The organism is Nocardia sp. NPDC049149 (genome assembly GCF_043197455.1).
Taxonomy (GTDB): Bacteria; Actinomycetota; Actinomycetes; order Mycobacteriales; family Mycobacteriaceae; genus Nocardia.
The window spans coordinates 15,960-39,030 of sequence record NZ_JBICTD010000005.1 but is presented as its reverse complement, the minus strand read 5'-3'; the positions used below and the strand labels follow the sequence as shown (position 1 = coordinate 39,030).

Sequence of the window (23,071 nt, the reverse complement as noted above, 5' to 3'; positions counted from 1 at the left end):
TACCGACCGCTCGCCGAGTGAGTGGGCCAGGCGGCGGTATCGTCACCGATGTATCACTTCCCCCGACCGAGAAGGTGTCTAGTGACCGACTTCGAGACGATTCTGCTGGAGCGCAAAGGCCGGGTCGGCTGGATCACGCTGAACCGCCCGAAGGCGCTCAACGCGCTGAATGCCCAGGTCCTCGACGACGTCATCGCCGCGCTGGACGAGCTGGAGCGTGACGACGAGATCGGCGCCGTCGTCATCACCGGGTCGGACCGGGCCTTCGCGGCGGGCGCCGATATCAAGGAGATGCAGCCCAAGTCGTACATGGACATGTTCCTGAACGACTACTTCGCCCGCTGGGACCGGCTCGCCCAGTTTCGCAAGCCGACCATCGCGGCGGTCGCGGGCTACGCCCTCGGCGGCGGCTGTGAGCTCGCCATGATCTGCGACCTGTTGATCGCGGCGGACACCGCCAAGTTCGGTCAGCCGGAGATCAAGCTCGGTGTCATCCCCGGCATCGGCGGCTCGCAGCGGCTCACCCGTGCCATCGGCAAGGCCAAGGCGATGGATCTGGTGCTCACCGGTCGCAACATGGATGCCGAGGAGGCCGAGCGCGCCGGGCTTGTTTCGCGCATCGTGCCCGCCGACGCGCTGCTCGACACCGCGCTCGAGGTCGCCGAGACCATCGCGTCGATGTCGTTGCCGGTCACCATGATTGCGAAGGAAGCGGTCAACCGGTCCTTCGAGACGACGCTTGCCGAAGGCTTGCGGTTCGAACGCCGGGTCTTCCATTCGCTGTTCGCCATCGACGATCAGAAGGAAGGCATGACCGCCTTCGTCGAGAAGCGTCCGGCGAAATTCACCAACCGCTGAGTGGTTAGTGCCCGCCTGGAACGTTCCAGGCGGGCAGAATGTCGATCCACTTAATGTCTTCTCGCTAGCCGAAACTCGATGACGGTCCGCTGATTTCCGCGGGCGTCGGCGTGCTGCCGCGGCCGGGCTCGGCCGAACCACGGTCCATCGCAAGGATTCCCGCGATCGTCGCGCCGAGCGCCGCGGTCACCGCGACGGCGGCGATGAGCTTGCGGCGGTCGACCGGGCCGTGCACCAGCGACGCGGACAGCGCGGCGCCGGTCCTGGCGCGGGCCATCCGGACGTCGCCGCCGTGGCGTTCGGCGGCGAGCAGGACGGCGCCGCGCGCCGAGACGTAGTCGGGTTCCGGGTCGTAGATGATCGGCAGGTCGATCAGTTCGGCGAGCTCCTCGCGGATGTTCGGATTGCGGGTGCAGCCGCCGAGCAGCACCAACGCCTCGGGCCGGACGCCGCTCTCCTCGATGAGCTGGTGCACGAACGACGCCGAATGGTGGATGCTCGCGGCGCACAATTCGGCCAGGTCACTGCGGGTGACGACCTCGCGGCCGCCGGAGATCGGGTCGATCGCGGTGACCACCCGCTCGCTGCTCAGCGCCTCCCGGTGCCTGCGGCTGGTCAGCTTGTCGGTGAGCACGCCGCCGCGGGCCAGTTGCCAGCGCAGCAGCGCGTCGTAGCCGTCGCCGCCGAGCACCGTGCTGCGTTTACCGGCGATGATGGTGTCGGTGCGGCAGTCGGCGTGGGTGATGGTGAGTCCGGAACTGCCGAGGTCGTAGAGGAGCACCGAGCCTTCGTCCGGCAGCTGGCCGCTGAAGCGCAGGTAGCGCAGCTGGGCGAGCGGTTCGTCGACGATGGTGAGCCGGTTGCGGCCCGCCGTGGTCCGAATGGCGTCGGCATGCATGGTGCAGCGGCAGGTCACGGCCGTTCCGGTGACGAGTTCGTCGCGGCGGTCGGCGGCGCCGCGCATCTGGCGGATCGCCTCGAAAACGGGTTCTTCGACGCTGCCGCCCGCACGGCGCGGCACCGTGCACCGGTCGATCGGCGGGAGGTGTGGCTGATCGGAATGCGTCAGCATCGCGCGTGCGCCACCAGCGCCCGCCGATACCCCCAAGACCAGCACCATGATTTACATGGTGGACCTTTTCGTCGCCGCTGCCAAGTGAACACCCCGAGAAATTCGCTAGTTGGATGCCGGACCGTTACTCCGTGGTCAATTCGGTGGTGTATTGGACCGTCCAGTACGGACAATTCACTCCGCGTCGGTCGCGGACCAGCGGGCCGGTTCGTCGCCCGTGTCGAAGTCGCCTGCGGCGTGTCGGAATTCCGCCAATAGCTGGAGTAAGGTGTGCAGCCCGTCCGGCGCGAGGCCGGGCTGTGCGAAGACCTTCGTGTTGAGCTCCTCGGTCGCCTGCGCGACCAATTCTCTTCCCGCGTCGGTGATCTCGATAAGCGTAGCGCGCCGGTCGGTGGGATGCGGCACGCGAACGACAAGTCGCGCCGACTCCAGCCGGTCGACCGTGTTGGTCACGCTGGTCGGGTGCACTTGGAGCCGCGCGCTCGCCTTCGCCATCGGCAGTGCGCCGGTCTTGCTGAAGCTCAGCAGCATGAGCAGTTCGTACCGGGAGAACGTCAAACCGGTCGGTTTCAGGGCGTCGTCCACCCTGGCCATCACGATTTGCTGGGCTCGAACCAGGGAGGTCACCGCGGCCATGCCGTCGGCCACCGCACCCCAGCCGTGGCCGACCCATTGACGATGGGCCTCCTCGATCGGATCGAGCGGAAGGGGACGTGGCCGAGACATGGTCCGATCATTCCATGCTGGTGCGCGCTGGTCGGGGACATCCAGCGGGGCTTCGGATCACAGTGTCCGCGAGCGGACATCGCCTGTCGCGTCGCGGCGGTCCTTCGAATCAGACTGAGTGCAAGGGTGTGGTCGCTCTTCGATCGCGGGCACTATCAATCGCGAGGCGGGCGTGGCTGAGTGGTTGAGGCAACGGTCTGCAAAGCCGTTTACGCGGGTTCAATTCCCGCCGCTCGCTCCAAGTCGGGTCGAGGTTCGCCTCGGACGGGTGCTCGGCTCGGTGTACGCCACCGCCGAGTCGAGCACCTGCGAGCCGTCGTCAGTGCGACCCATCGCGCGGTGCTCGTCGGCTGAGGTACTTCATGCCGGTGTCGCACATGACGGTGACGATGGTTGCGTTCGGACCGAGCTGCTCGGATATCCGCAGCGCGGCAACCACATTGGCGCCGGTGGACGTTCCGGCGAACAGCCCCTCCTCGCGGGCCAGCCGCAGCGCCATCGCGTCGGCTTCCTGCGTGGAGACCAGTTCGATGCGATCGGCGGTGTCCGCCTGCCAGAGCGGCACCACGAATCCGGCGCCGACGCCGTCTATTCCGTGCGCACCTGTCGGGCCGCCGGAGAGGACCGGAGATTCGGCGGGCTCGACTGCGACAATCTCGATCCGCGGATTGTGCCGACGCAGGGCCGCTCCTGTCCCCCGCAGTGAAGCGGCGGTGCCGACGCACTGCGCGAAGCCATCGATTCGGCCGCCGGTCTGCTCCCAAACCTCCTCTCCCAGTGCGGTATAGCCCTGTAGCTGGGCCTCATTGTTCAGCTGATCGGTCCAGTAGCCGCCCGTCCGCTCGGTGATCGCGCGGGCCGCGTCGATCATCGCCAAGGTCAGCTGCTCCGTCATCCGCCCGTCCACGCTCGGTACGACTTCGACGTCGGCGCCGAAAGCGCGCATATGGTCGAGCTTTTCCCGGGCGAAGGCATCCGAGCTCACGACGTGCAGCCGATACCCGCGCACCGCGCAAACCAAGGCGAGAGATACTCCGGTGCTGCCTCCGGTGTACTCCACGACGGTCCCATTGGCTTCGAGGCGTCCTGCGGCCTCGGCGGCCTGAATCATCGCCAGTGCAGGGCGGTCCTTCATGCTGCCGGTGGGGTTTTCGCTTTCGAGCTTCAGCAAGATGCGTCCGCCGTGCTCCGGCACGATGCGACGCAACGCAAGCAAGGACGTGCCGCCGATGTGCTGCAAGATATTTGGACTCGATGTCGGAATCTGTGTCTGTGCCATAGCGCTGATCATCGGTTCGGCCAGCGCGCCGAACTAGTTCAAAGATTGAACCGCGCGCCTACGCTGCAGTGATGAGCAAGCGAGTCACCGGAACGGCTTCCGCCGCGCGTGGCGAAGCCGAACGCCGCACCGGCAGTAGTGGATACGGTCAGTTCTGTGCGGTGGCGAGAGCATTGGAGCTGCTCGGCGAGCGGTGGACGCTGCTCATCGTGCGAGAACTATTGCTCGGCGCGACGACCTTCACCGACATCTGCCGCGGCTTGCCGCGCATCCCACGGGCGACGCTGTCCGCGCGGCTGCGGATTCTTCGGTCCGCCGACATCGTCGCGATCGTCGACGGCAAATACCAGCTCACCGCAACGGGTACCGCGCTGTTTCCGGTGCTGCGGGAACTGGCGCACTGGGCCACTCGCGCCGACGGGGCGGCGCTCGCAGGCGACCACCTCGACACCGCCGCGCTCACCTGGGATATGCGGCGCCGCGTCGACCAGGCGGCGCTGCCGGAGCGCACGGTCGTCCTCGCGCTCGAATTCACCGACCGCGCACCGGACGATCGCAACTTCTGGCTGCATCTCTCGCGAACGAGCGTCGAGTTGTGCCGAGAAGACACCGGAGCGCCGGTCGACGTCTGGCTCACCGGGCCGACCGACGAGGTCACCCGGTGGTGGCTCGGTGAACTGTCCTGGCCGCAACTGTTGCGCTCGCCCGCAGTAGAGGTGCACGGCGACAGGACATTACAACGCCAGATGAACCGCTGGTTCCTGCGCTACGTCTTCGGTGCGGACGCAGTCGACTAGCTCCCCGTGCGGTACTGACGTCGGCACGACCAGCTTGTCTGTCGCTACCCGAGTCCCGAGAAGTCACGCAGCACAACGTGGTTGCGGTCGGCCGTGGTGCCCAGCGTGTAATCCGGGAGCAGGCCGAAGTATTCGCCCCTGGTGACGGTGCTCCAGCGGCGGGCGGCGTCGGTGCGGGTCTTGTAGAAATTGACCATGTAGCCGCCCTCGTACAGCCGGAGCAGGCAGTAGCCGCCCGGATATTCCTTCACCGCAGCCACTTCCAGGAATTCGACGGCGGCCGCGGTGTCGGGGCGGGTGCGGCGATTGCGGTGGGTATGGCCGCTGTGCTGCAGAAAAACGCCGGGAGTGCGCGCATAGAGGGCTTGCAGTTCGGCGCTGTCGCGGCCGTTCAAGACGAATCCAGGTCCGGCCAGATTGGTCAGGCCGGATTCGACGGTGACCGGGTGGTGGCCGAACACCAGCGTCGGCCGGTCCGGATCGGCCCGCAGTCGCTCGGTGAGCACGTCGAATTGCGGGCGGTCGATGGTGCCGCCCGACCCGTCGAGTTCGCTCGTGTCCATGCCGAGCAGGCGCAGGCCGCCGAGGTCGTGCTCGAGCAGTTGCTGGCGCGGGGTGAACGCGTCGGCAAAACAGTCGTGGTGGTCGGCCGGTGCCGGTTGGCACGCCGCGTAGTCCGGGCCGACGTGCGGGCGGTCGTGGTTGCCGCGGACCACAAGATAGTCCGTGCCCATGGTGCCCCAGCTGTCGAGATGCGCGCGCACTGCGCGCGTATCACCAAGCGACGCTTCGCTTGTCAGATCGCCTGCGATGAGCAGCAGGTCGGCGCCGCGGTCCGGACGACGCAGATCGTCGAGCAACGCGGCAAGCATCACCTCGGGGTAGGGCGGCACGTCCTGGCGGAAGCCGGGCGGCAGGCTGTCGAAAAGTATTCCGCTGACCTGCTCGCCGTAATGCACGTCGTTGGCCAGCGCGATGGTGCGCAGCGGGCGACCCGGCGGCGGCACCAAAGTGGTGAATTCGCCGGTGCATTCGGGAGATCCGGGGCTCAGCGTCGTCAACGACAGGGCAGGAACGGCACGGACGCCTCGCGACCGTGCCTCGAAGTGATAGGCGCGGCCGGGTTCGAGGCTGTGGATCTCGGCGTAATGGAACGGTGTTTCCTGCGTATCGCCGAACACCGGGACCAGCGCGTGTGGCGCATCGGCCGGAGCAAGGAGCACTTCGGTGTCGGCGGGGACCGGGACGAGTCGCCCGGCCTGGTCCGGCGCCACCGTCGTCCAGGTCAGGATCACCGATCGGTCGGTGATCGTGACCACCTCCAGATCGGTCGCGATCAGCGGACTCGGTTGTGCGCCAGCCGGACTCGCGCCAGGCAAACCGGCGAGCGGCAGCAGCGCCGCCACACCGATGACGCCGAGCAGGGTGCGCCGGGACGGGCCGCAGCACGTCATGAGCGAGAGACCCGGGTCAGTTCGCGCCCGAGCCGGCGGAGCAGACCTTCCACTGACCGTTTTCCTTCTTCAGGTGTTCGGTGGTGCTGGTGTCGGTGTCGGGTTCCTGACCGGGAACCAACAGGGTAAGCGTCCCGACAATGTGCGCGGTCGCGGCATCGCCGGTGATCACAATGTTCTCGATCTTATCGATGGTGACAGAGATCGTTGCCGCGTCGAATTCCTCCCGCTGCGGTGCGGGCAGCGCGTCGAACTCGGCCCGGTCCGCCGCGCACGCCTTCGCGGCAGCGGCCCTGAACCCGTGCGATTCGAGCGTGTCGTAGAAGTCGCGAATCGCCACTTCGATCCGCTTTCCGTCGGAGGCGAGCGGGCCCTTGCCCTGAGCCGTCAGCACCGCCCCGATCACCACCGCGCCGCCGAGCGCGAGCAGCACCACCGCCACCAATCCGACGATCAGACCGATCTTGGTCTTCTTGGCTGGCTGCGGTGCGGGAGCACCGGCCTGCGGGGGCGCGGCCGGTGGGTACTCGGATTGCGGGTACTCGGCCGGTGGATAGTCGGTCGGCGGGGGATAGCCGGTCGGCTGCTCGGGTTCGTGCGGATACTGCGGTCCCTGATACGGCGGCTGCCCGCCCGGCGGATAAGTCATCGTCTCGTCCTCCGTCGACCCCCCTGCCTTCCTCGAAGGTTACGGCAACCGCGCATCCGGCCGAGTGAAAGCGGCGCCGATCGGGCCGACGGCTGAGAGGCTCGGGCATGTCGCGCCCGGAAGGTTGCCGGACGTGGCGGGATCAGGGTGCATCCGGGTCTGCGTCACCATTTCGGAGGATGCGCGGGCCGCGAACCGCGCGTTACCGTCGCGCCGTGGTGGTATCGGCGCAAGGTGTGCGGAACCGGCCTGCTCTCGCGATCAGGATCGGTGTGGTCTTTGTCGGGGTGACGGTCTGGTGGTTGGTGTTGATCTCCGGGCTTTCCGCGGTGACAGGGACGGATTACACCCGAGGGCTGCATGTCGTGCGTGCCGTCGGCGCGACGCTGGGCACTGTCCCGCTGGTCTACCTGGCTCGCCGGTATCTGGACCGAAAGCCGTGGTCCGGCTTGGGATTATCGTCCGTCGCCCGCGGGTGGCGTGATTTTCTCTTCGGTGCCGCGTGCTGGGGAATTCCGGCTGCCATTTCCGTAGCGTTGATGCTGCGGTTCGGCTGGGCCGAGATCACCATGAAAACCTCACTGGCGCAGGCGCTGCCCGCACTACTGGGACTCGTTGTCCTGGTCATCCTGTATGAGGCTGTGCCGGAAGAACTTGTCTTCCGCGGCTATATCTACACCAACCTCGTCGAACGCTGGCCGAACGCTGTCGCCATTCCAGTTCAGGCAGTGCTTTTCACGACGTGGGGTGCACTGATCAGCACTTCGCTACCCCCGGAACGAGTCGCCCTGCTCTTCGTCTTCGGCCTAGTCCTAGGCGCTTTGCGCGCCACCACCGGAAATCTCTGGACCTGCATCGGTTTTCACATCACCTTCCAGGTCCCCACCCAATTCCTCGCCGCCCGTTGGACCCACTTCGAACTCGACGACCCCGACTTCAACATCAACGGACTGGCTTTCGTGATCATCCCCTTCCTGACCACCGCCGTAGTCCTGTGGTTCGTCTCCCGCAGAAACGTCGTTCGGCCGACCAGCGCTGACCGATCTATGCCTTGAAGGGGACTGAGCGGCCTGCGAAGGCAGCAAGGCGGTCCAGGGCCGACGCGGCGGCATCTACGGGCTGGGCATCAGCGAATTGGGCGCCGCGAGGGCGCATGGCAAGTTGTCCTTCGAGGAAGAACAGCGACTGTTCGGCGAGCTCGTCGGGCAGCTCGACGGGAATCCCGGTGGCCTGGGCCAGATCCCAGCCATGCGTGATCAGATCAGCGAGCCGCAGCCGCAACCGATCCGCGCCCGTGGCCCCGGAGAAGTCGCGCTCGAGCACGCCAGGCCGAGCGAAGGCGGCCAGCATCGACGCGGTAGAGGTCCGGTAGGCCTCGATCGGGTCATCCCCGAGATGCTCCCCGTCGCGCGCAGGCATCGGTCCACCCTCTACAAGCGCCGCGAACGTCAGATTTACCCCGACCAGATGATCAACCACCCCCCGCACATTCCAAGCACTACACGGCGTCGGCGCGTTCCACTGTTCGGCCCGAACCGCAACCAGCAGTTCCCCCACAGCCTCGGACGCACGCACAAGATCCTCGATGGAAGCGCTCACACCGCGAGGATATGGCACCTGACAGCAAGTGCCACAAAAACTTTGATAATCGCCGGTTTACTGCGCAGTCCACCGGAACCACAAGTCGGTGCCGTCAATGCGATAACCCTCGCGTTGGTCGAATCGCAGCTCGGCCACGAGCTTTCGCGCAGTGTCCGGTCGTTCACGGTGTGGTGCCAGCAGGCGGGTCAGTTCGTCGTACCGGGCGTCGATCCCGCCGTACCCCGGATGACTCCCAGAACCGACCTCCCCAGCCTCGAGGCGCTGGGCGTAGGTGACATAGATCGCCCACCGCTCGAACTCCCACGCCACCGCCTGCTCGCTTGCGCGCCATACGAGGTACTCATCGACATCTCCACCCCACGTGCAGTCAGGAGTGGTATCGAAGTAATGCGGCTGACCGCCGATGTCGGCGAGGCCGGCACGGGGCCCGTCGTATATCTCCGACTCGATGTGCACCCGCTCGAAGCCCTCTGCGATCAGCTCCGCCTCATCCCAAGTTCTAGCCACCACCGCATGCTATCGACACTTGACCTGCTCCAGTGGGCGGCCTGATTGTCGCCTCGGCCCGAAATTCCTCCGCGTTGTGCAGTGGCATGCGATTCGGCAATAGCTCCATTCGATTTGGACCCGACCTTATTGGAACGTTCCAAAACGGAGCGTCCGGTGAATTCCGGAACTGGTTGTGTTTCAACGGTTCCGGTGACTTAGGGTATTTCCACCTCCCCTCGAGGGACGGTGTGGCAGCTGGTCCAGGCCACGTCGTGCCGAGGAAGGAGGTGGTGGGGGATGGCGAAACATCGCCGGAAAAAGCAAGAGGCTCCGGCGACTACGGCATCTTCTTGACAGTCGCTGCTGTAGTCGCCGGAGCACTCGTCTTGGTCCGCTGGTTGCGGGCTAGGTAACCCACCAGGTGGGGCGTCGACTGCAATCGGCGTCCCACCGCCCAGCATCACTTGCGTGACAGAGTCAACTGTACCGGTTGAACCGAATCTCAGGCGACTTCGAAGCGAATCGTAGGCGAATCCGCTCGCCTCGCCTGCCGCTGACCGCCGATGTCGGCGAGGCAGGCCGCCGTCCCTGCGTGTCTCGGACCAAAATCCATCCGCATTGTGCAGTGGCCACGCGATTCGGCAATAGCGCCATTCGATTTGGAACCGACCTTATTGGAACGTTCCAAAACGGAGCGTCCGGTGAGTTTCGGAACTGGTTGTGTTTCAACGGTTCTGGTGACTTAGGGTATTTCCACCTCCCCTCGAGGGACGGTGTGGCAGCTGGTCCAGGCCACATCGTGCCGAGGAAGGAGGTGGTGGGGAATGGCGAAACATCGCCGGGCAAAGAGCAAGGCCCCGGTCGACTACGGCATCATCTTGATCGGAGCTGCCGTGATCGCCGGGGCGCTCGTGCTGGTCCGCTGGTTAAGGGCTAGCTAAACCCATCAGGTGGACGTCGACTGGCATCGGCGTCCACCGCCCAGCATCACTTGCGTGATGATGTCATCATAGCAAGATTGCTTGGTCGGATGAAGCGGCACGTGACTTTCGAAGTGTGTTCTCGTACCAGAAAGGCCCGACCGGATTGGACTGGTCGGGGCCTCTCGATCGGTGCCCTCGGCAGGATTCGAACCTGCGGCATGCTGCTGTGGAGGCAGGACAGGGCAGGCTTTGAGGTCCCGGGTGGTCGCTGACGTTCCGCGACTTGGCGTTTCGGTATCCGGTTGCCTGGTGCCGTCCGTGGGGCTTGTGTCACCGGTGTGGCATCGAGGGCGTCCCTGCCCTTCGCGGATAGATCGCCTATCTTGTTGTCGCCCTCATCGTTCGACTATCAACGCAGTGCGGTTCAGAACCACCCACGCATACACGTCGTTGATCCGGTACGCATCGTAACCTTTAATAGCAGCATATCTTCCCACGTCCGACAGCACGTTGATACGTTCTTCCAGTTCTGTTCTTCTCGTAGACTTTTCGGGTGTATTTTCCAACTCTGCGCGGATCCATTCCAGTTCCGCATCTCGTTTTGCGGTGAGGGAACGCAAATCGGTGGTCAACGCGTCGGGTCGCATCGCCATATGGATTACTGCGCCCGGGTCAAGGCCTCCGGCCGCGTAGTGCTCGGCAAACTTCTGGAGCTGAGCCGAATCAGGTTCGGTCGAACCGGGTGCACGGCCGTAAACATAAGTGCCACTGCCAGAACTGCCTACTCCCGGATAGAGGTCGCCCGTTTTGAAGTTCTCTGCATCCTCCGGCCTTCGCACGCCCCGGGACATTTCTATCCAACCTTCGTCGATGGCCTCGCGCATGCCCTCGGCGTCCACGAGGCGAGGCGGGCCGTCGAATCCTTGGCGCCGGAGTATCTGCGCCAACGCCGGATCGCCATGGTCAACGAGTCCGAGGCGTTGGACTTCCTTCGCCACTGTCGGATCGTTACGCTCATAGCGCTGAGCTTCGAGGTAGAGCCGGTGATAGTCGATGGCATTGATCAGATTACGATCTATCGCCCGCACATCGATTCCCCGAACCATCAGCGCGATCTCTGCGTCGGTTTGTCCGATCCCTGAAACCCGGCAAAGTTGGTGACTGAACCCACTCAGATTGTGCACCTGAATATCGGCTACACCCCTTGTCACTCCGAGGAGTCTTTGGATCAGCTCGGAGAGCGACTTACCCCACAACACGGTCCTCCGGCTCGACAGCTGGGCACGGCAGTACCGGCCCGAGACTCCGCTAGCTCCGACACAGCAGGAACTCGCATCCGACAGCGTATCCCCAGCCGGACTCTCCGCCAGCCTTGGCAGAAGATCCTCGCGTGAACAGCGATTTCGGAAGGTACCGCGCCTGGTGCGGCCGGAGGCACTCGATCGGGCGTGCCAAGCACTGCTCGGTTATTGCCGAACAGCGTTGGCCACGAACAGAAGTCGCGCATGGATGGGGGTTCCAGGCCTGGACTTGGTTGATGCGTTCATGAGGTGGGCTGGCATGACCACCAGGCCGAACGGGAGACTGTGTGCGGCGTGCGGCACCGTGATGCAACTCTGGAAGGTGCCCTTCGCCGCATGATTGGCGCACGCGGATGCCAGTGTCACAGCAAGGATTTACACACATTCGCAGGACGATGCACTGAGGGACGCGGCCAAGACTTTGGGTGCGGTTGTGTCATCGCGTGTCATCTAGCCGGGCTGAGTGGTAGGTACGCAAAAGCCCCGACCAGATCAACGCTGGTCGGGGCCTTTCGATCGGTGCCCTCGGCAGGATTCGAACCTGCGGCCTTCTGCTCCGGAGGCAGACGCTCTATCCCCTGAGCTACGAGGGCGGGATAGGACTCGGTCGGGGCTGGTTGGCCGCCGATCGGGCGGTGAAAGCGTATCGCATCGGTCGCCGTAGGCCAAAAAGGGTGTTGGGCGGGTCAGTTCTGTGGGAGTGGGGTGCCGCCGCGGGTGCTGAGCATGGCGGCGAGGAGCTGAGCTTCGCCGCGCTGGGTCTTGTCCATGGTCTCGGCGAGGGTGCGGACGGCGGTGGTTTCGGCGTATTCGGCGGCGTAGTCGATCATCGGCAGGCCGCCCTGATGGTGGCGCAGCATGAGCTGCAGGAACAGGGTGTCGAGTGCGGGGCCGGTGGCTTGACGGAGCGCGGCGAGGTCGGCGGCGCTGGCCATGCCAGGCATGGTCTGCACGGTCCCGGACATGGCGTGCGTGGTTGCCGCGTGGTCGTGGCCGCCCGGCCGGTCGACCATCCAGCCCATGTATCCGTCGGCGCCGTGCGCGGGCTTGCCCCAGAGCTGCAGCCAACCTTGCATGCGACCGACCTGATTCTGCTGGGTGGTCATGATGTCGTAGGCGAGGCGGCGCACATCGGTGTCGGTGGAGCGGACCAGGACGACGCCGGCCATTTCGACGGCCTGCGCGTGATGAGCCGACATGTCTTGGGTGAAGCCGATGTCGACGGCGCCGGGGTCCGGCTCGGCGGAATTGTTCAGCGGCAACCGGATCAGGGCGCCGATGGCGACGCCGATCAGGATGGCGCCGATGGCGCCGAGCACGAGCAGCGCGGTGCTTTGGCGTCGAATCTGACCGCGTAGACCGGACTCGGCGGAGTCCGGCGCGAGATCGGTGGACACTGTCGATCAGCTCCTGGGTTGCTGCGGGACGGGCTGGCCGGGGTTGGGCGCGGGCTGACCCGGAACAGGCGCGGGCTGACCGGGATTCGGCGCACCAGGCACACCAGGCAACCCGGGCAGCCCCGGAAGTCCGGGAACGCCAGGCACTCCGGGCAGCCCGGGCAGCCCCGGAAGTCCGGGAACGCCAGGCACTCCGGGCAGCCCACCCGGCATCTCGGACGGATCCGGCTTCAACCCCTTACCGTCCATCGGCACCGCATCCGGTCCTGGCGGTGTCGGGTCGAACGGCGGCGGATTGTCGGTGTCGAACGCGATCGTCGAGCAGTCCGCGCCGACCTCGGGATAGGTGTAGGAATTCAACCGCAACGCGGAGATGAACTGACCGACCCGCTTGTCGTCGGCACTGTCCAGCTTCAGCTGATGACCCCACGATTGCAGCGAAATCGGTGTGTCCAGACCGGGATACGGCGACATCAAGCTGTACGGCTTGCTCGCGACTTTGCTTTTCAGCTCGGCGATCCCCGCAGCGTTCACCTTGTCCGGGTTGTAGGTGATCCACACCGCGCCGTGTTCGAGCGAGTGCACCGCGTTCTCGGTCCGGATCGGCTTGTCGTACACAACGCCGGTGCAGGTCGCCCAGGAACTGTCGTGCGGTCCGCCGAACGCCGGACTCTGGTCGTAGGCCACCCGCTGGGTCGGGCCGATGTGCAGCCCGGCCGGGTATTCCTTTTTGACTACGCCGGGGATCTCGTTCGAGGGGTCCTTGCGCTGTGCGCTCGGTGTGTACTTCTCCAGGTCCGCCTTCTCCTGATACTTGGGAACCAGGTTGTAGGCGAGCACCCCGATCAATGCGATGATGACTGCGGTAGCGCCAATGGCCAACCAGGGGATCTGACGATTCTTCTTGGGAAGTTGGCCCCGGCCTCCGCCCTTGCGGGGAGTCGACAACTTCGCTCCGGCTTTGGCGGCCTTGGCCGATTTGGCGCTGGGACTGCTCGGCATCGCTCGTGGTGCTCTCTCGACGTGATGGATCCGCATCGTGCTGTGTGGGTCGCGGACGGTGGCGGCGCAGTGCCCACTCGAGGTGTACACCCGCCTAGACCATAGGATAGAGACTCGTGACTCCAGCTGACCTTGCAGATCTCCTTCGCGCCACTGCGGCGAAGGTGCTTGTCGAACGCGGACTGGACCCCGCGGTCCTGCCCGACGAGGTCACTGTTGAGCGTCCCCGAAACCCGGAACACGGTGACTATGCCACGAATGTGGCGATGAAAGTGGCAAAGAAGGCAGGAACGAATCCGCGGGATTTGGCGACCTGGCTCGCCGACGCGCTGACCGCGGCCGACGGGATTTCCGTCGCCGAGGTCGCCGGGCCCGGCTTTCTGAACATTCGGCTCGCTGCGTCCGCGCAGGGCGCCATTCTCGAGCAGGTGCTCGCCGCGGGGGCCGCGTACGGCACCGCGGAGACGCTGAAGGGCACCAGGATCAACCTGGAATTCGTCTCGGCCAACCCGACCGGTCCGGTGCATCTCGGTGGCACCCGGTGGGCCGCGGTCGGTGACGCGCTCGGCCGGATCCTGGCCGCCCAGGGTGCGGACGTGGTGCGCGAGTACTACTTCAACGATCACGGCGCACAGATCGAGCGGTTCGCCAGGTCGCTGGTCGCGGCGGCCACGGGTGCGCCGACCCCGGAAGACGGCTACGCGGGCGCCTACATCGGCGAGATCGCCGACCGGATCGTGGCCAAGCACCCGGACGTGGTGTCGTTGCCCGCGGCCGAGCGGCAGGAAGTGTTCCGCTCCGAGGGCGTCGAGCTGATGTTCGCGCAGATCCGCGAGTCGCTGCACGATTTCGGCACCGATTTCGACGTGTACTTCAACGAGAGCTCGCTGTTCGAATCGGGCGCGGTCGAACGGGCAACCACCAAGCTCAAGGCCTCCGGCGATCTGTACGAGAAGGACGGCGCCTGGTGGATCGCCAGCTCCGAATACGGTGACGACCAGGATCGCGTTGTGCTCAAGAGCGATGGCAATCCCGCCTATGTCGCCGGTGACATCGCGTATTTCCAGGACAAGCGGGCGCGCGGTTTCGACCTGTGCATCTACATGCTCGGCGCCGACCACCACGGCTATATCGGCCGGTTGAAGGCGATCGCCTCGGTGTCGGGCGAGGACCCGGCCACCGTCGAGGTGCTGATCGGGCAGATGGTGAATCTGCTCAAAGACGGTGTCGCGGTGAAGATGAGCAAGCGGGCAGGCACTGTGGTGACCCTCGACGACCTGGTCGACGCGATCGGCGTCGACGCGGGCCGGTACTCGCTGGTGCGCTCGTCGGTGAACTCGAGCATCGATATCGACCTGAACCTGTGGGCCAGCCAGAGCAACGAAAACCCGGTCTATTACGTGCAATACGCGCACGCGCGGACCGCGTCGATCGCGCGCAACGCCGCCGAATTCGACTACGACAAGGTCACCGCGGATCTCGCGTTGCTCACCGCGGAGGAGGAGGGTGAGCTCATTCGCACCCTCGGCGAGTACCCGCGCGTGGTGACCAGCGCCGCGAGCCTGCGCGAACCGCACCGGGTCGCCCGCTACCTGGAGGAGCTGGCGGGCGCCTACCACCGGTTCCAGACCAGCAAGACGCTGCGCGTGCTTCCGCTCGGCGACGAGCCCGTCAGCCCCACCAACGCCGCCAGGCTGGTGCTGGTCAACGCGACCCGGCAGGTCCTTGCGAACGGCCTCGCCTTGCTCGGCGTCAGCGCACCGGAGCGCATGTGAACGGGCACAGGAACTTTCAAAACAATGCCGAGAAGGGACACCTATCCCATGAGTGAGCGCAGCGAGCGAATCACAGATACAGCTGCCTGTGCAGTCACGACAGAGCCGAGCGCCAGCGAGGCGGAGTCGTGAGTGCACACCCGGCTGGACCTCGGCATGCCGAAATCCCGCACGCCCCGAATCTGCCTGAGCGCCCTCGTGATCCGCAGCAGATGATCGATCTGCCCGCGAATGTGTGGCCGCGCAACGCGTCTCGTGACGCCGACGGCGTGGTGAGTTTTGCTGGCGTGCCCGTGCACGAGCTGGCCGCCGAGTTCGGCACTCCGCTGTTCGTGGTCGACGAGGACGATTTCCGCACCCGCTGCCGCGACATGGTGCGCGCCTTCGGCCCGAACGCCCGAGTGCACTACGCGTCCAAGGCCTTCCTGTGCGGCGAGATCGCGCGCTGGATCCGCGACGAAGGCCTCTCGCTGGACGTGTGTTCCGGCGGTGAGCTCGCGATCGCATTGCACGCAGGCTTCCCGGCCGAGCGAATTGCCTTGCACGGCAACAATAAATCTGCGGTCGAGCTGGAGGCTGCGGTCGCGGCGGGCGTCGGCCATGTCGTGGTCGACTCGCTGATCGAGATCGAGCGCCTCGAAGCCATCGCAGGCCGCGCCGGTGTGGTGCAGGACGTCCTGGTCCGGGTCACCGTCGGCGTGGAAGCCCATACGCACGAATACATTTCGACCGCGCACGAGGACCAGAAGTTCGGGTTCTCGATCGCCGGTGGCGACGCCATGGAGGCGCTCGCCCGCGTCTTCGACGCCGACAACCTGCGCCTGGTCGGCCTGCACAGCCATATCGGCTCGCAGATCTTCGAGATCGACGGTTTCGAGATCGCCGCGCGCCGCATGCTCCGCCTGCTGCACGAGGCGATCGACAAGTTCGGCGTCGAGCGCACCGCGCAGATCTCCACGCTCGATCTCGGTGGCGGACTTGGTATTTCGTACCTGCCGAACGACGATCCGCCGCCGCTGGACGACTTCGCGGCCAAGGTGCGCGATCTGGTCGCCGCCGAGGCGGCCGCCATCGGTCTGCCGCAGCCGAAGATCGCGGTGGAACCTGGTCGCGCGATCGCAGGCCCTGGCACCGTCACCCTGTATGAGGTCGGCACCACCAAGGATGTCTCCCTCGACGGCGGCCTGCGCAGGCGCTACATCAGCGTCGACGGCGGCATGAGCGACAACATCCGCCCGGCGCTCTACCAGGCCGACTACGACTGCCGACTGGTCTCGCGCTCCTCCGAGGCGGCGCCCGTAGTCGCCCGCGTCGTCGGAAAGCATTGCGAGAGTGGCGATATCGTCATCCGCGATACCTGGATGCCGGAAGACGTCGGCCCGGGCGACCTCGTCGCGGTCGCCGCGACCGGCGCGTACTGCTATTCGATGTCCAGCCGATACAACCAGCTGACCCGTCCTGCGGTGGTCGCGGTGCGCGACGGACAGCCGCGACTCATTCTGCGCCGGGAAACGGTGGCGGACCTGCTCAGCTTGGAGGTTGAATCATGACAAACCCTGTTCAGAGTTCCTGGGGGAGAGATCAGCCGATCGGCGTCGCGGTCCTCGGCATGGGCAATGTCGGCGCCGAGGTGGTGCGGATCCTGCGTGAGCATTCCGAAGATCTGCGCTCGCGCGTCGGTGCGCCCCTGGTGCTGCGCGGCATCGCGGTGCGCAATCTCGACTCCGATCGCGGTGTCCCCGCCGAACTGCTGACCACCGACGCGGACGCGCTGGTCGCCCGCGACGACGTCGATCTGGTCGTCGAGGTCATCGGCGGCATCGACCCGCCGCGCAGGCTGATCCTGGCCGCGCTGAACGCAGGCAAATCCGTGGTGACCGCGAACAAGGCACTGCTCGCCGACTACACCGGCGAACTCGCGGCTGCTGCCGAGCGCAACCGCGCCGACCTCTACTTCGAGGCCGCGGTCGCTGGGGCCATCCCGGTGGTCCGCCCGCTCATCCAGTCGCTGGCCGGTGACCGGGTCAATCGGGTCGTCGGCATCGTCAACGGCACCACCAACTTCATCCTCTCCGCGATGGACGAGACCGGCGCCGACTACTCCGCCACCCTCGCCGAGGCCACCCGCCTCGGGTACGCCGAGGCCGACCCGACCGCCGACGTGGAGGGCTACGACGCCGCCGCCAAGGCCGCGATCCTCGCCTCGCTCGCGTTCCACACCAGGGTGACCGCGGCCGATGTCTACCGCGAGGGCATCTCCAAGATCAGCTCCGAGGATCTGGAGACCGCGTCCGCGTTGAACTGCACGGTCAAGCTGCTCGCCATCTGTGAGCGGGTCGCCGCCGGTCCTGGCGAGCCGACTCCGGCCGAGGGCGGCAAGGAGCGCGTCTCGGTGCGCGTCTACCCGGCGCTGGTGCCGCGCAAGCATCCGTTAGCTGCCGTGGGCGGCGCCTTCAACGCGGTGGTCGTCGAGGCGGAGAACGCGGGCCGGTTGATGTTCTACGGCCAGGGCGCAGGCGGTGCGCCGACCGCCTCCGCGGTGCTCGGCGATCTGGTGATGGCCGCCCGCAACAAGTTCTACGGTGGCCGCGCCCCCGGCGAATCGGTTTATGCTGAGCTACCGATCGCACCGATCGGCGACACGCCCACCCGCTACCACGTGAACCTGCAGGTGGCAGACCGTCCCGGGGTCCTGGCCGCGGTGGCGGACAAGTTCGCCAAGCACGAGGTGAGCATCTCGACCGTCCGCCAAGAGGGGCACGGCACGGGAGCCCGCCTGGTCGTGGTCACCCACCACGCGTTGGAATCGGCGCTCGCGGACACCGTGGCCGCCCTGGCGGAGATGGAATCCGTCACATCCATCACCAGTGTTCTTAGATTGGAAGGCACCGAAGAATGAGTACGACTGGCGTGGCGCCGCAGGCCGGAGTGCATTCGCGCTGGCCGGGTCTGATCGCGGCTTACCGGGATCGGATCGCGGGTGCGGCCGACTGGGAGCCGGTCACCCTGTTCGAGGGCGGCACGCCGCTGGTGCCTGCGCCGCATCTCTCGGAGCTGACCGGCTGTGAGGTATATCTCAAGGTCGAGGGTCTGAACCCGACCGGCTCGTTCAAGGATCGCGGCATGACGGTCGCGATCACCGATGCCAAGTACCAGGGCCAGAAGGCGGTGCTGTGCGCCTCCACCGGCAACACCTCGGCATCGGCCGCGGCCTACGCGACCCGCGCAGGCATGAGCTGTGCCGTGCTGATCCCGCAGGGCAAGATCGCGATGGGCAAGCTGGCCCAGGCGGTCATGTTGGGCGCCAAAATCATTCAGGTCGACGGCAACTTCGACGACTGCCTGGAACTGGCGCGCAAGGTCACCTCGGATTTCCCGAGCGTCGGCCTGGTGAACTCGGTGAACCCGGCGCGCATCGAGGGACAGAAGACCGCGTCGTTCGAGATCTGTGACGTGCTCGGCCGGGCCCCCGACGTCCACGCGCTGCCCGTCGGCAACGCGGGCAACATCACCGCCTACTGGCGCGGCTATCGCGAGTACTACGCCGACGGCATCACCACTCAGCTGCCGCGCATGCTCGGTGTGCAGGCCGCGGGGGCCGCGCCGCTGGTCAACGGTGCGCCGGTGCGCAACCCGGAGACCATCGCGACGGCCATCCGGATCGGCGCGCCTGCCTCGTGGAATGCCGCGGTGGCGGCCAAGGACGAGTCCGGTGGCGCGTTCCGTGCCGCGACCGACGACGAGATCCTGGCGGCGTACCGTCTCGTCGCCGCGACCGAGGGAGTATTCGTCGAGCCCGCGTCGGCGGCCAGCATCGCGGGGCTGCTCGCGGCGCGCAAGGAAGGCTGGCTGGACGCGGGTCTCACCGTGGTGTGCACGGTGACCGGCAACGGCCTCAAGGATCCGGACACCGCATTGCTGGGAATGCCCCAGGTGCAGGCGATTCCGGTCGACCCGGTCGCGGTCGCCGCCGAACTAGAGCTGGCCTGAGTTGAATTCGCGCGAAGACCAGTTATTGGCCGAAACCCAGTCTGCGGACGGGCGTCGGCGCCCGCGCGGCGCCGGCGCGAGCCGCACACTGCCCGCGGGTCTTTCGGTGACGGCGCGGGTGCCCGCGTCCACCGCCAACCTCGGGCCCGGGTTCGACTCGCTCGGCATGGCCTTGGGTATCTACGACGAGATCGAGGTGCGCACTACGACTTCCGGACTGACGATCCGGGTCGAGGGCGAGGGCGCCGACGACGTGCCATGGGGCCCTTCGCATCTCGTGGTGCGCGCGATCGAGCGCGGGCTGGAGTCGGCCGACGTCTGGGCCGACGGCCTCGATGTGGTGTGCCGCAACGTGATTCCGCATTCGCGCGGGCTCGGCTCCTCGGCCTCGGCCGTGGTCGGCGGGCTCGCCGCCGGGTGTGCGCTCGCCGCGAAGCTGGATCCGGCGCTGGCCACCTCCGCCGACCAATTGGTGCAGCTCGCTTCGGAATTCGAGGGTCACCCGGACAATGCGGCGGCCAGCGTGCTCGGCGGCGTCGTGGTGTCGTGGACCGAGACCGACCGGGCCGCCGACATCGGCCAGGACGGGGTGCCGAGGGCCGAGCATCACGGCCGGGTCTACCGCGCCGTCCGGCTCGATGCGCACCCCGCGCTGCGCCCCATCGTGTTGATCCCGGAAGAACGCTCGGCCACCGCGCACACCAGGGGTTTGTTGCCCGAGGTCGTGCCGCACGGGGACGCCGCGTTCAACGTCAGCAGGGCCGCGCTCGCCGTGGTCGCGCTGACCCAGCGACCGGATCTGCTGATGCCTGCGACGGCCGATCGGCTGCATCAAGCCCAGCGTGCCCCTGCGCTGCCATTGACGACCACCTGGATTTCCCGGCTACGAGCGGCCGGAATCGCGGCCACCGTTTCGGGTGCGGGGCCGACCGTGTTGGCACTCGGCACCGACGAATTCCCTGCCGAACTCCGCGAACTCGCGGCCATGGACGGCCTGCGCGTGCTGGAACCCGGCCTGGCCGACGGGGTTCTGATCACCGGTGATTGATGCGCGACGCGCCCGGGATTCTGCGCGGTGACACCGCATTGTGGCCGCCAGATCCCACGCTCGCACGGCGACGGCGCGTCTGGCTTGCCGATATTCGCAATAGGCAGCTATCCTGAGCGAGTCCGTACATCGTGCGCATCAGACGCCGGTGCTTCATCAGGGCAATCGCTCCAGCAGGCTCCAGGCTCGAGCCTCCAGGCCATGGGGGTGCTGCGTAGCTGCGCAACTGGAATGATCTCTCCCACCTCTCACCACCGGTGGCGAAGCGGACGGACGCATCCGAGTCCGGCAGAATGCCCGGACTGCGGGACGAACCCTCGACACAGCACACGGCAATCGGGGGAAGGAAAGGATTTCCGTGACAGATACGGACCTGCTCGCGACACCTGGGGTGGATTCCAACCCGACAGGCGACCGCGAAAGTGACTCCGGACAGATTTCGAAGATGAGCGAACAAACCGACGTCGCACGATCGGGGCTGACTGGAATGTTGTTGCCGCAGTTGCGCGCGCTCGCGGGGGAGCTCGGTATCCGAGGCACCTCCGGAATGCGCAAAGGCGATTTGATCGCCGCCATCAAGGAAAATCAGGCCGGAAAACCGGCGAAGGCTGAAAAGCCCGAAGGGGGACAGGCCAAGTCCGCGGTTTCCGCCAAGGCCGATACGCCCGGTAATACGGAAGCGCCTGCCGTTGCGCCTGCGCCCGCGCGGGCCGAACAGGGGACCCTCGATGTGGATCCCGCCCCGGCGAAGGTCGCTCCGGTTGTCGAGGCTGCTGCCCCGGCGAAGGATGCCGCCCCAGTGAACTCGGCACCGGCCGAGACCGCGTCGTCCAATGCGGCCGAAACCACCGAGGACGCGGGCCGCGATGCGGGCCAGCGTGGTCGTGGTCGGCAGCGGCGCGGCCGTGACCAGGCGCGATCCGGCGGCGAGACTGCTACCGCCGATGCGCGTGGTGACGAGCCGAAGCAGGAAACCGAGCAGGGTGAGCGCCGCCGTGAGCGCAACCAGTCGGGCGAGCGCAACCAGTCGGGCGAGCGCAACCAGTCGGGCGAGCGCAACCAGTCGGGCGAGCGGAATCAGTCCGGCGAGCGCGGCCAGTCGGGTGAGCGCGGCCAGTCGGGTGAGCGCAACAACCAGAACGGCAACGGCGGCAATGCCAACGGCGGTCGCAACGACCGCAACGACCGCAACAATGATCGCGGTGGCGACGACGAAGAAGGCGGCCGCGGCCGGCGTGGCCGTCGATTCCGCGAGCGGCGTCGTGGGCGTGACCGCGAAACCGGCGGCGGTGGCGGCGAGGCTCGCGAGTTGGAAATCCGCGAAGACGATGTGCTGCAGCCGGTTGCGGGCATTCTCGACGTGCTGGACAACTACGCGTTCGTCCGCACCTCGGGTTACCTGGCCGGACCGAACGACGTGTACGTCTCGATGAATCTGGTGCGCAAGAACGGCCTGCGCCGCGGTGACGCGATCACCGGTGCGGTGCGCGCTCCGCGCGACGGCGAGCAGAGCAACCAGCGACAGAAGTTCGATCCGCTGGTGCGGTTGGACACGGTCAACGGTGGCGAGGTCGAGGCGGCCAAGCGGCGCCCCGAGTTCAGCAAGCTCACCCCGCTGTACCCGAATCAGCGGCTGCGCTTGGAAACTCAGCCGAACAAGCTGACCACCCGCGTCATCGACCTGATCATGCCGATCGGTAAGGGCCAGCGCGCCCTGATCGTCTCGCCGCCGAAGGCCGGTAAGACGACGATCATGCAGGACATCGCGAACGCCATCGCCATCAACAACCCCGAGGTCTACCTCATGGTTGTGCTGGTCGACGAGCGTCCGGAAGAGGTCACCGACATGCAGCGCTCGGTGAAGGGTGAGGTCATCGCCTCCACCTTCGACCGGCCGCCGTCAGACCACACCTCGGTCGCCGAGCTCGCCATCGAGCGCGCCAAGCGCCTGGTGGAAATGGGCAAAGACGTTGTCGTGCTGCTCGACTCGATCACTCGACTGGGTCGTGCGTACAACAACTCCTCGCCTGCTTCCGGCCGAATCCTTTCCGGTGGTGTCGATTCCACCGCGCTGTACCCGCCCAAGCGGTTCCTCGGCGCGGCGCGCAACATCGAGAACGGCGGCTCCCTGACGATCATCGCGACCGCGATGGTGGAAACCGGTTCGACCGGTGACACGGTGATCTTCGAGGAGTTCAAGGGCACCGGTAACGCGGAGCTCAAGCTGGACCGCAAGATCGCGGAACGGCGCGTGTTCCCCGCGGTGGACGTCAACCCGTCCGGTACCCGTAAGGACGAGCTACTGCTCAGCCCGGACGAGGCCGCGGTGCTGCACAAGCTGCGTCGCGTACTGTCCGGCCTGGATTCGCATCAGGCGATCGATCTGCTGATCGACCGTCTGAAGAAGTCCAAGAACAACCTCGAGTTCCTGATGCAGGTGAGCAAGACCGCGCCTGGCGCTCTGGACGAATAGATTCACAAGCTGTGCTGCCGAAAGGGTCTCGCTGATGCGAGGCCCTTTCGGCGTTGGTGGGTTGAAGAAAAAGAGACCGATCAATGCCGCGCCGCCGATCAGGACACCGAGAATGATCGCCGTGGCCGTCACCGCGCTCCCCTCCGGGGCGGTGCTCGTGGCCTCGACGTATACGGCGGTCTCCGGGGCGGCCGAGATCACGGTGTCGGGGCGGGCGCACCAGCCAACCACGACAG

Annotated in this window: 19 protein-coding genes and 2 tRNA genes; 10 read left to right on the top strand and 11 right to left on the bottom strand. The window is 66.3% G+C overall.

Annotated elements, in window-relative coordinates:
- The first annotated feature begins 81 nt into the window (after positions 1 to 81).
- Positions 82 to 858, top strand: coding sequence for an enoyl-CoA hydratase (locus ACGFNJ_RS20360; RefSeq protein WP_393450163.1), 777 nt, complete (start codon positions 82 to 84; stop codon positions 856 to 858).
- Positions 859 to 922: 64 nt separating this feature from the next.
- On the opposite strand, the gene ACGFNJ_RS20355 is transcribed toward ACGFNJ_RS20360, so the two are convergent.
- A complete protein-coding gene (locus tag ACGFNJ_RS20355) occupies positions 923 to 1,978 on the bottom strand; it encodes an Hsp70 family protein (protein ID WP_393450160.1) in 1,056 nt (351 codons plus the stop codon).
- A gap of 126 nt (positions 1,979 to 2,104) precedes the next feature.
- Positions 2,105 to 2,656 carry a MarR family winged helix-turn-helix transcriptional regulator gene (locus ACGFNJ_RS20350; protein ID WP_393450157.1) on the bottom strand — a complete coding sequence of 184 codons (552 nt, stop codon included), beginning with the start codon at positions 2,654 to 2,656 and terminating at the stop codon, positions 2,105 to 2,107.
- A 166-nt stretch (positions 2,657 to 2,822) separates the two neighbouring features.
- Here ACGFNJ_RS20350 and ACGFNJ_RS20345 point away from each other — a divergent pair.
- A tRNA-Cys gene (locus ACGFNJ_RS20345) sits at positions 2,823 to 2,897 on the top strand.
- Positions 2,898 to 2,975: 78 nt separating this feature from the next.
- Here ACGFNJ_RS20345 and ACGFNJ_RS20340 read toward each other — a convergent pair.
- Positions 2,976 to 3,935, bottom strand: coding sequence for a PLP-dependent cysteine synthase family protein (locus ACGFNJ_RS20340; protein ID WP_393450154.1), 960 nt, complete (start codon positions 3,933 to 3,935; stop codon positions 2,976 to 2,978).
- Positions 3,936 to 4,006: 71 nt separating this feature from the next.
- Between ACGFNJ_RS20340 and ACGFNJ_RS20335 the strand changes: the two genes are divergently transcribed.
- Entirely contained in the window at positions 4,007 to 4,732 is a 726-nt protein-coding gene (locus ACGFNJ_RS20335; RefSeq protein WP_393450151.1) for a winged helix-turn-helix transcriptional regulator, read from the top strand.
- Between the two features lie 44 nt (positions 4,733 to 4,776).
- Here ACGFNJ_RS20335 and ACGFNJ_RS20330 read toward each other — a convergent pair whose 3' ends face one another.
- Together ACGFNJ_RS20330 and ACGFNJ_RS20325 are read right to left on the bottom strand one after the other, a co-directional pair.
- Positions 4,777 to 6,186 (bottom strand): metallophosphoesterase, encoded by a 1,410-nt coding sequence (locus ACGFNJ_RS20330; protein WP_393450148.1) that lies wholly within the window; start codon positions 6,184 to 6,186, stop codon positions 4,777 to 4,779.
- 16 nt (positions 6,187 to 6,202) lie between these two features.
- Entirely contained in the window at positions 6,203 to 6,835 is a 633-nt protein-coding gene (locus ACGFNJ_RS20325) for a hypothetical protein (protein ID WP_393450145.1), read from the bottom strand.
- A gap of 215 nt (positions 6,836 to 7,050) precedes the next feature.
- On the opposite strand from ACGFNJ_RS20325, the gene ACGFNJ_RS20320 reads away from it, so the two are divergent.
- Entirely contained in the window at positions 7,051 to 7,890 is an 840-nt protein-coding gene (locus tag ACGFNJ_RS20320; protein ID WP_393450142.1) for a CPBP family intramembrane glutamic endopeptidase, read from the top strand.
- Here ACGFNJ_RS20320 and ACGFNJ_RS20315 read toward each other — a convergent pair.
- The 6 genes from ACGFNJ_RS20315 to ACGFNJ_RS20290 form a co-directional block, all read right to left on the bottom strand.
- Complete coding sequence (locus tag ACGFNJ_RS20315; RefSeq protein WP_393452198.1) at positions 7,880 to 8,410, bottom strand: TIGR03086 family metal-binding protein; 531 nt, start codon at positions 8,408 to 8,410, stop codon at positions 7,880 to 7,882. The genes ACGFNJ_RS20320 and ACGFNJ_RS20315 overlap by 11 nt on opposite strands.
- Positions 8,411 to 8,491: 81 nt before the next feature.
- Positions 8,492 to 8,944 (bottom strand): hypothetical protein, encoded by a 453-nt coding sequence (locus ACGFNJ_RS20310; protein ID WP_393450139.1) that lies wholly within the window; start codon positions 8,942 to 8,944, stop codon positions 8,492 to 8,494.
- Between the two features lie 1,300 nt (positions 8,945 to 10,244).
- Positions 10,245 to 11,060, bottom strand: coding sequence for a hypothetical protein (locus ACGFNJ_RS20305; protein ID WP_393450136.1), 816 nt, complete (start codon positions 11,058 to 11,060; stop codon positions 10,245 to 10,247).
- A gap of 610 nt (positions 11,061 to 11,670) precedes the next feature.
- Positions 11,671 to 11,743: transfer RNA gene (locus ACGFNJ_RS20300), tRNA-Arg, on the bottom strand.
- Positions 11,744 to 11,836: 93 nt separating this feature from the next.
- Positions 11,837 to 12,547, bottom strand: coding sequence for a DUF305 domain-containing protein (locus ACGFNJ_RS20295; protein ID WP_393450133.1), 711 nt, complete (start codon positions 12,545 to 12,547; stop codon positions 11,837 to 11,839).
- 6 nt (positions 12,548 to 12,553) lie between these two features.
- A complete protein-coding gene (locus ACGFNJ_RS20290; RefSeq protein WP_393450130.1) occupies positions 12,554 to 13,549 on the bottom strand; it encodes a DUF3105 domain-containing protein in 996 nt (331 codons plus the stop codon).
- Between the two features lie 116 nt (positions 13,550 to 13,665).
- On the opposite strand from ACGFNJ_RS20290, the gene argS reads away from it, so the two are divergent.
- The 6 genes from argS to rho all read left to right on the top strand — a co-directional run bounded on the left by argS (position 13,666) and on the right by rho (position 22,835).
- Positions 13,666 to 15,324 (top strand): arginine--tRNA ligase, encoded by a 1,659-nt coding sequence (gene argS, locus ACGFNJ_RS20285; RefSeq protein ID WP_393450127.1) that lies wholly within the window; start codon positions 13,666 to 13,668, stop codon positions 15,322 to 15,324.
- Positions 15,325 to 15,452: 128 nt separating this feature from the next.
- On the top strand, positions 15,453 to 16,874 hold the full coding sequence (gene lysA, locus ACGFNJ_RS20280) for a diaminopimelate decarboxylase (RefSeq protein WP_393450124.1): 1,422 nt from the start codon (positions 15,453 to 15,455) through the stop codon (positions 16,872 to 16,874).
- The gene (locus tag ACGFNJ_RS20275) at positions 16,871 to 18,223 is read left to right on the top strand and encodes a homoserine dehydrogenase (RefSeq protein ID WP_393450121.1); all 1,353 of its coding nucleotides are present in this window, start codon (positions 16,871 to 16,873) and stop codon (positions 18,221 to 18,223) included. Before lysA ends, ACGFNJ_RS20275 begins: the two co-directional genes overlap by 4 nt.
- Positions 18,220 to 19,314 (top strand): threonine synthase, encoded by a 1,095-nt coding sequence (gene thrC / locus ACGFNJ_RS20270; protein ID WP_393450118.1) that lies wholly within the window; start codon positions 18,220 to 18,222, stop codon positions 19,312 to 19,314. The genes ACGFNJ_RS20275 and thrC overlap by 4 nt, the downstream gene beginning before the upstream one ends.
- A gap of 25 nt (positions 19,315 to 19,339) precedes the next feature.
- Positions 19,340 to 20,362 carry a homoserine kinase gene (gene thrB, locus ACGFNJ_RS20265; protein ID WP_393452195.1) on the top strand — a complete coding sequence of 341 codons (1,023 nt, stop codon included), beginning with the start codon at positions 19,340 to 19,342 and terminating at the stop codon, positions 20,360 to 20,362.
- Positions 20,363 to 20,720: 358 nt separating this feature from the next.
- Positions 20,721 to 22,835 (top strand): transcription termination factor Rho, encoded by a 2,115-nt coding sequence (gene rho / locus ACGFNJ_RS20260; protein WP_393450115.1) that lies wholly within the window; start codon positions 20,721 to 20,723, stop codon positions 22,833 to 22,835.
- Positions 22,836 to 23,071 lie beyond the last annotated feature (236 nt).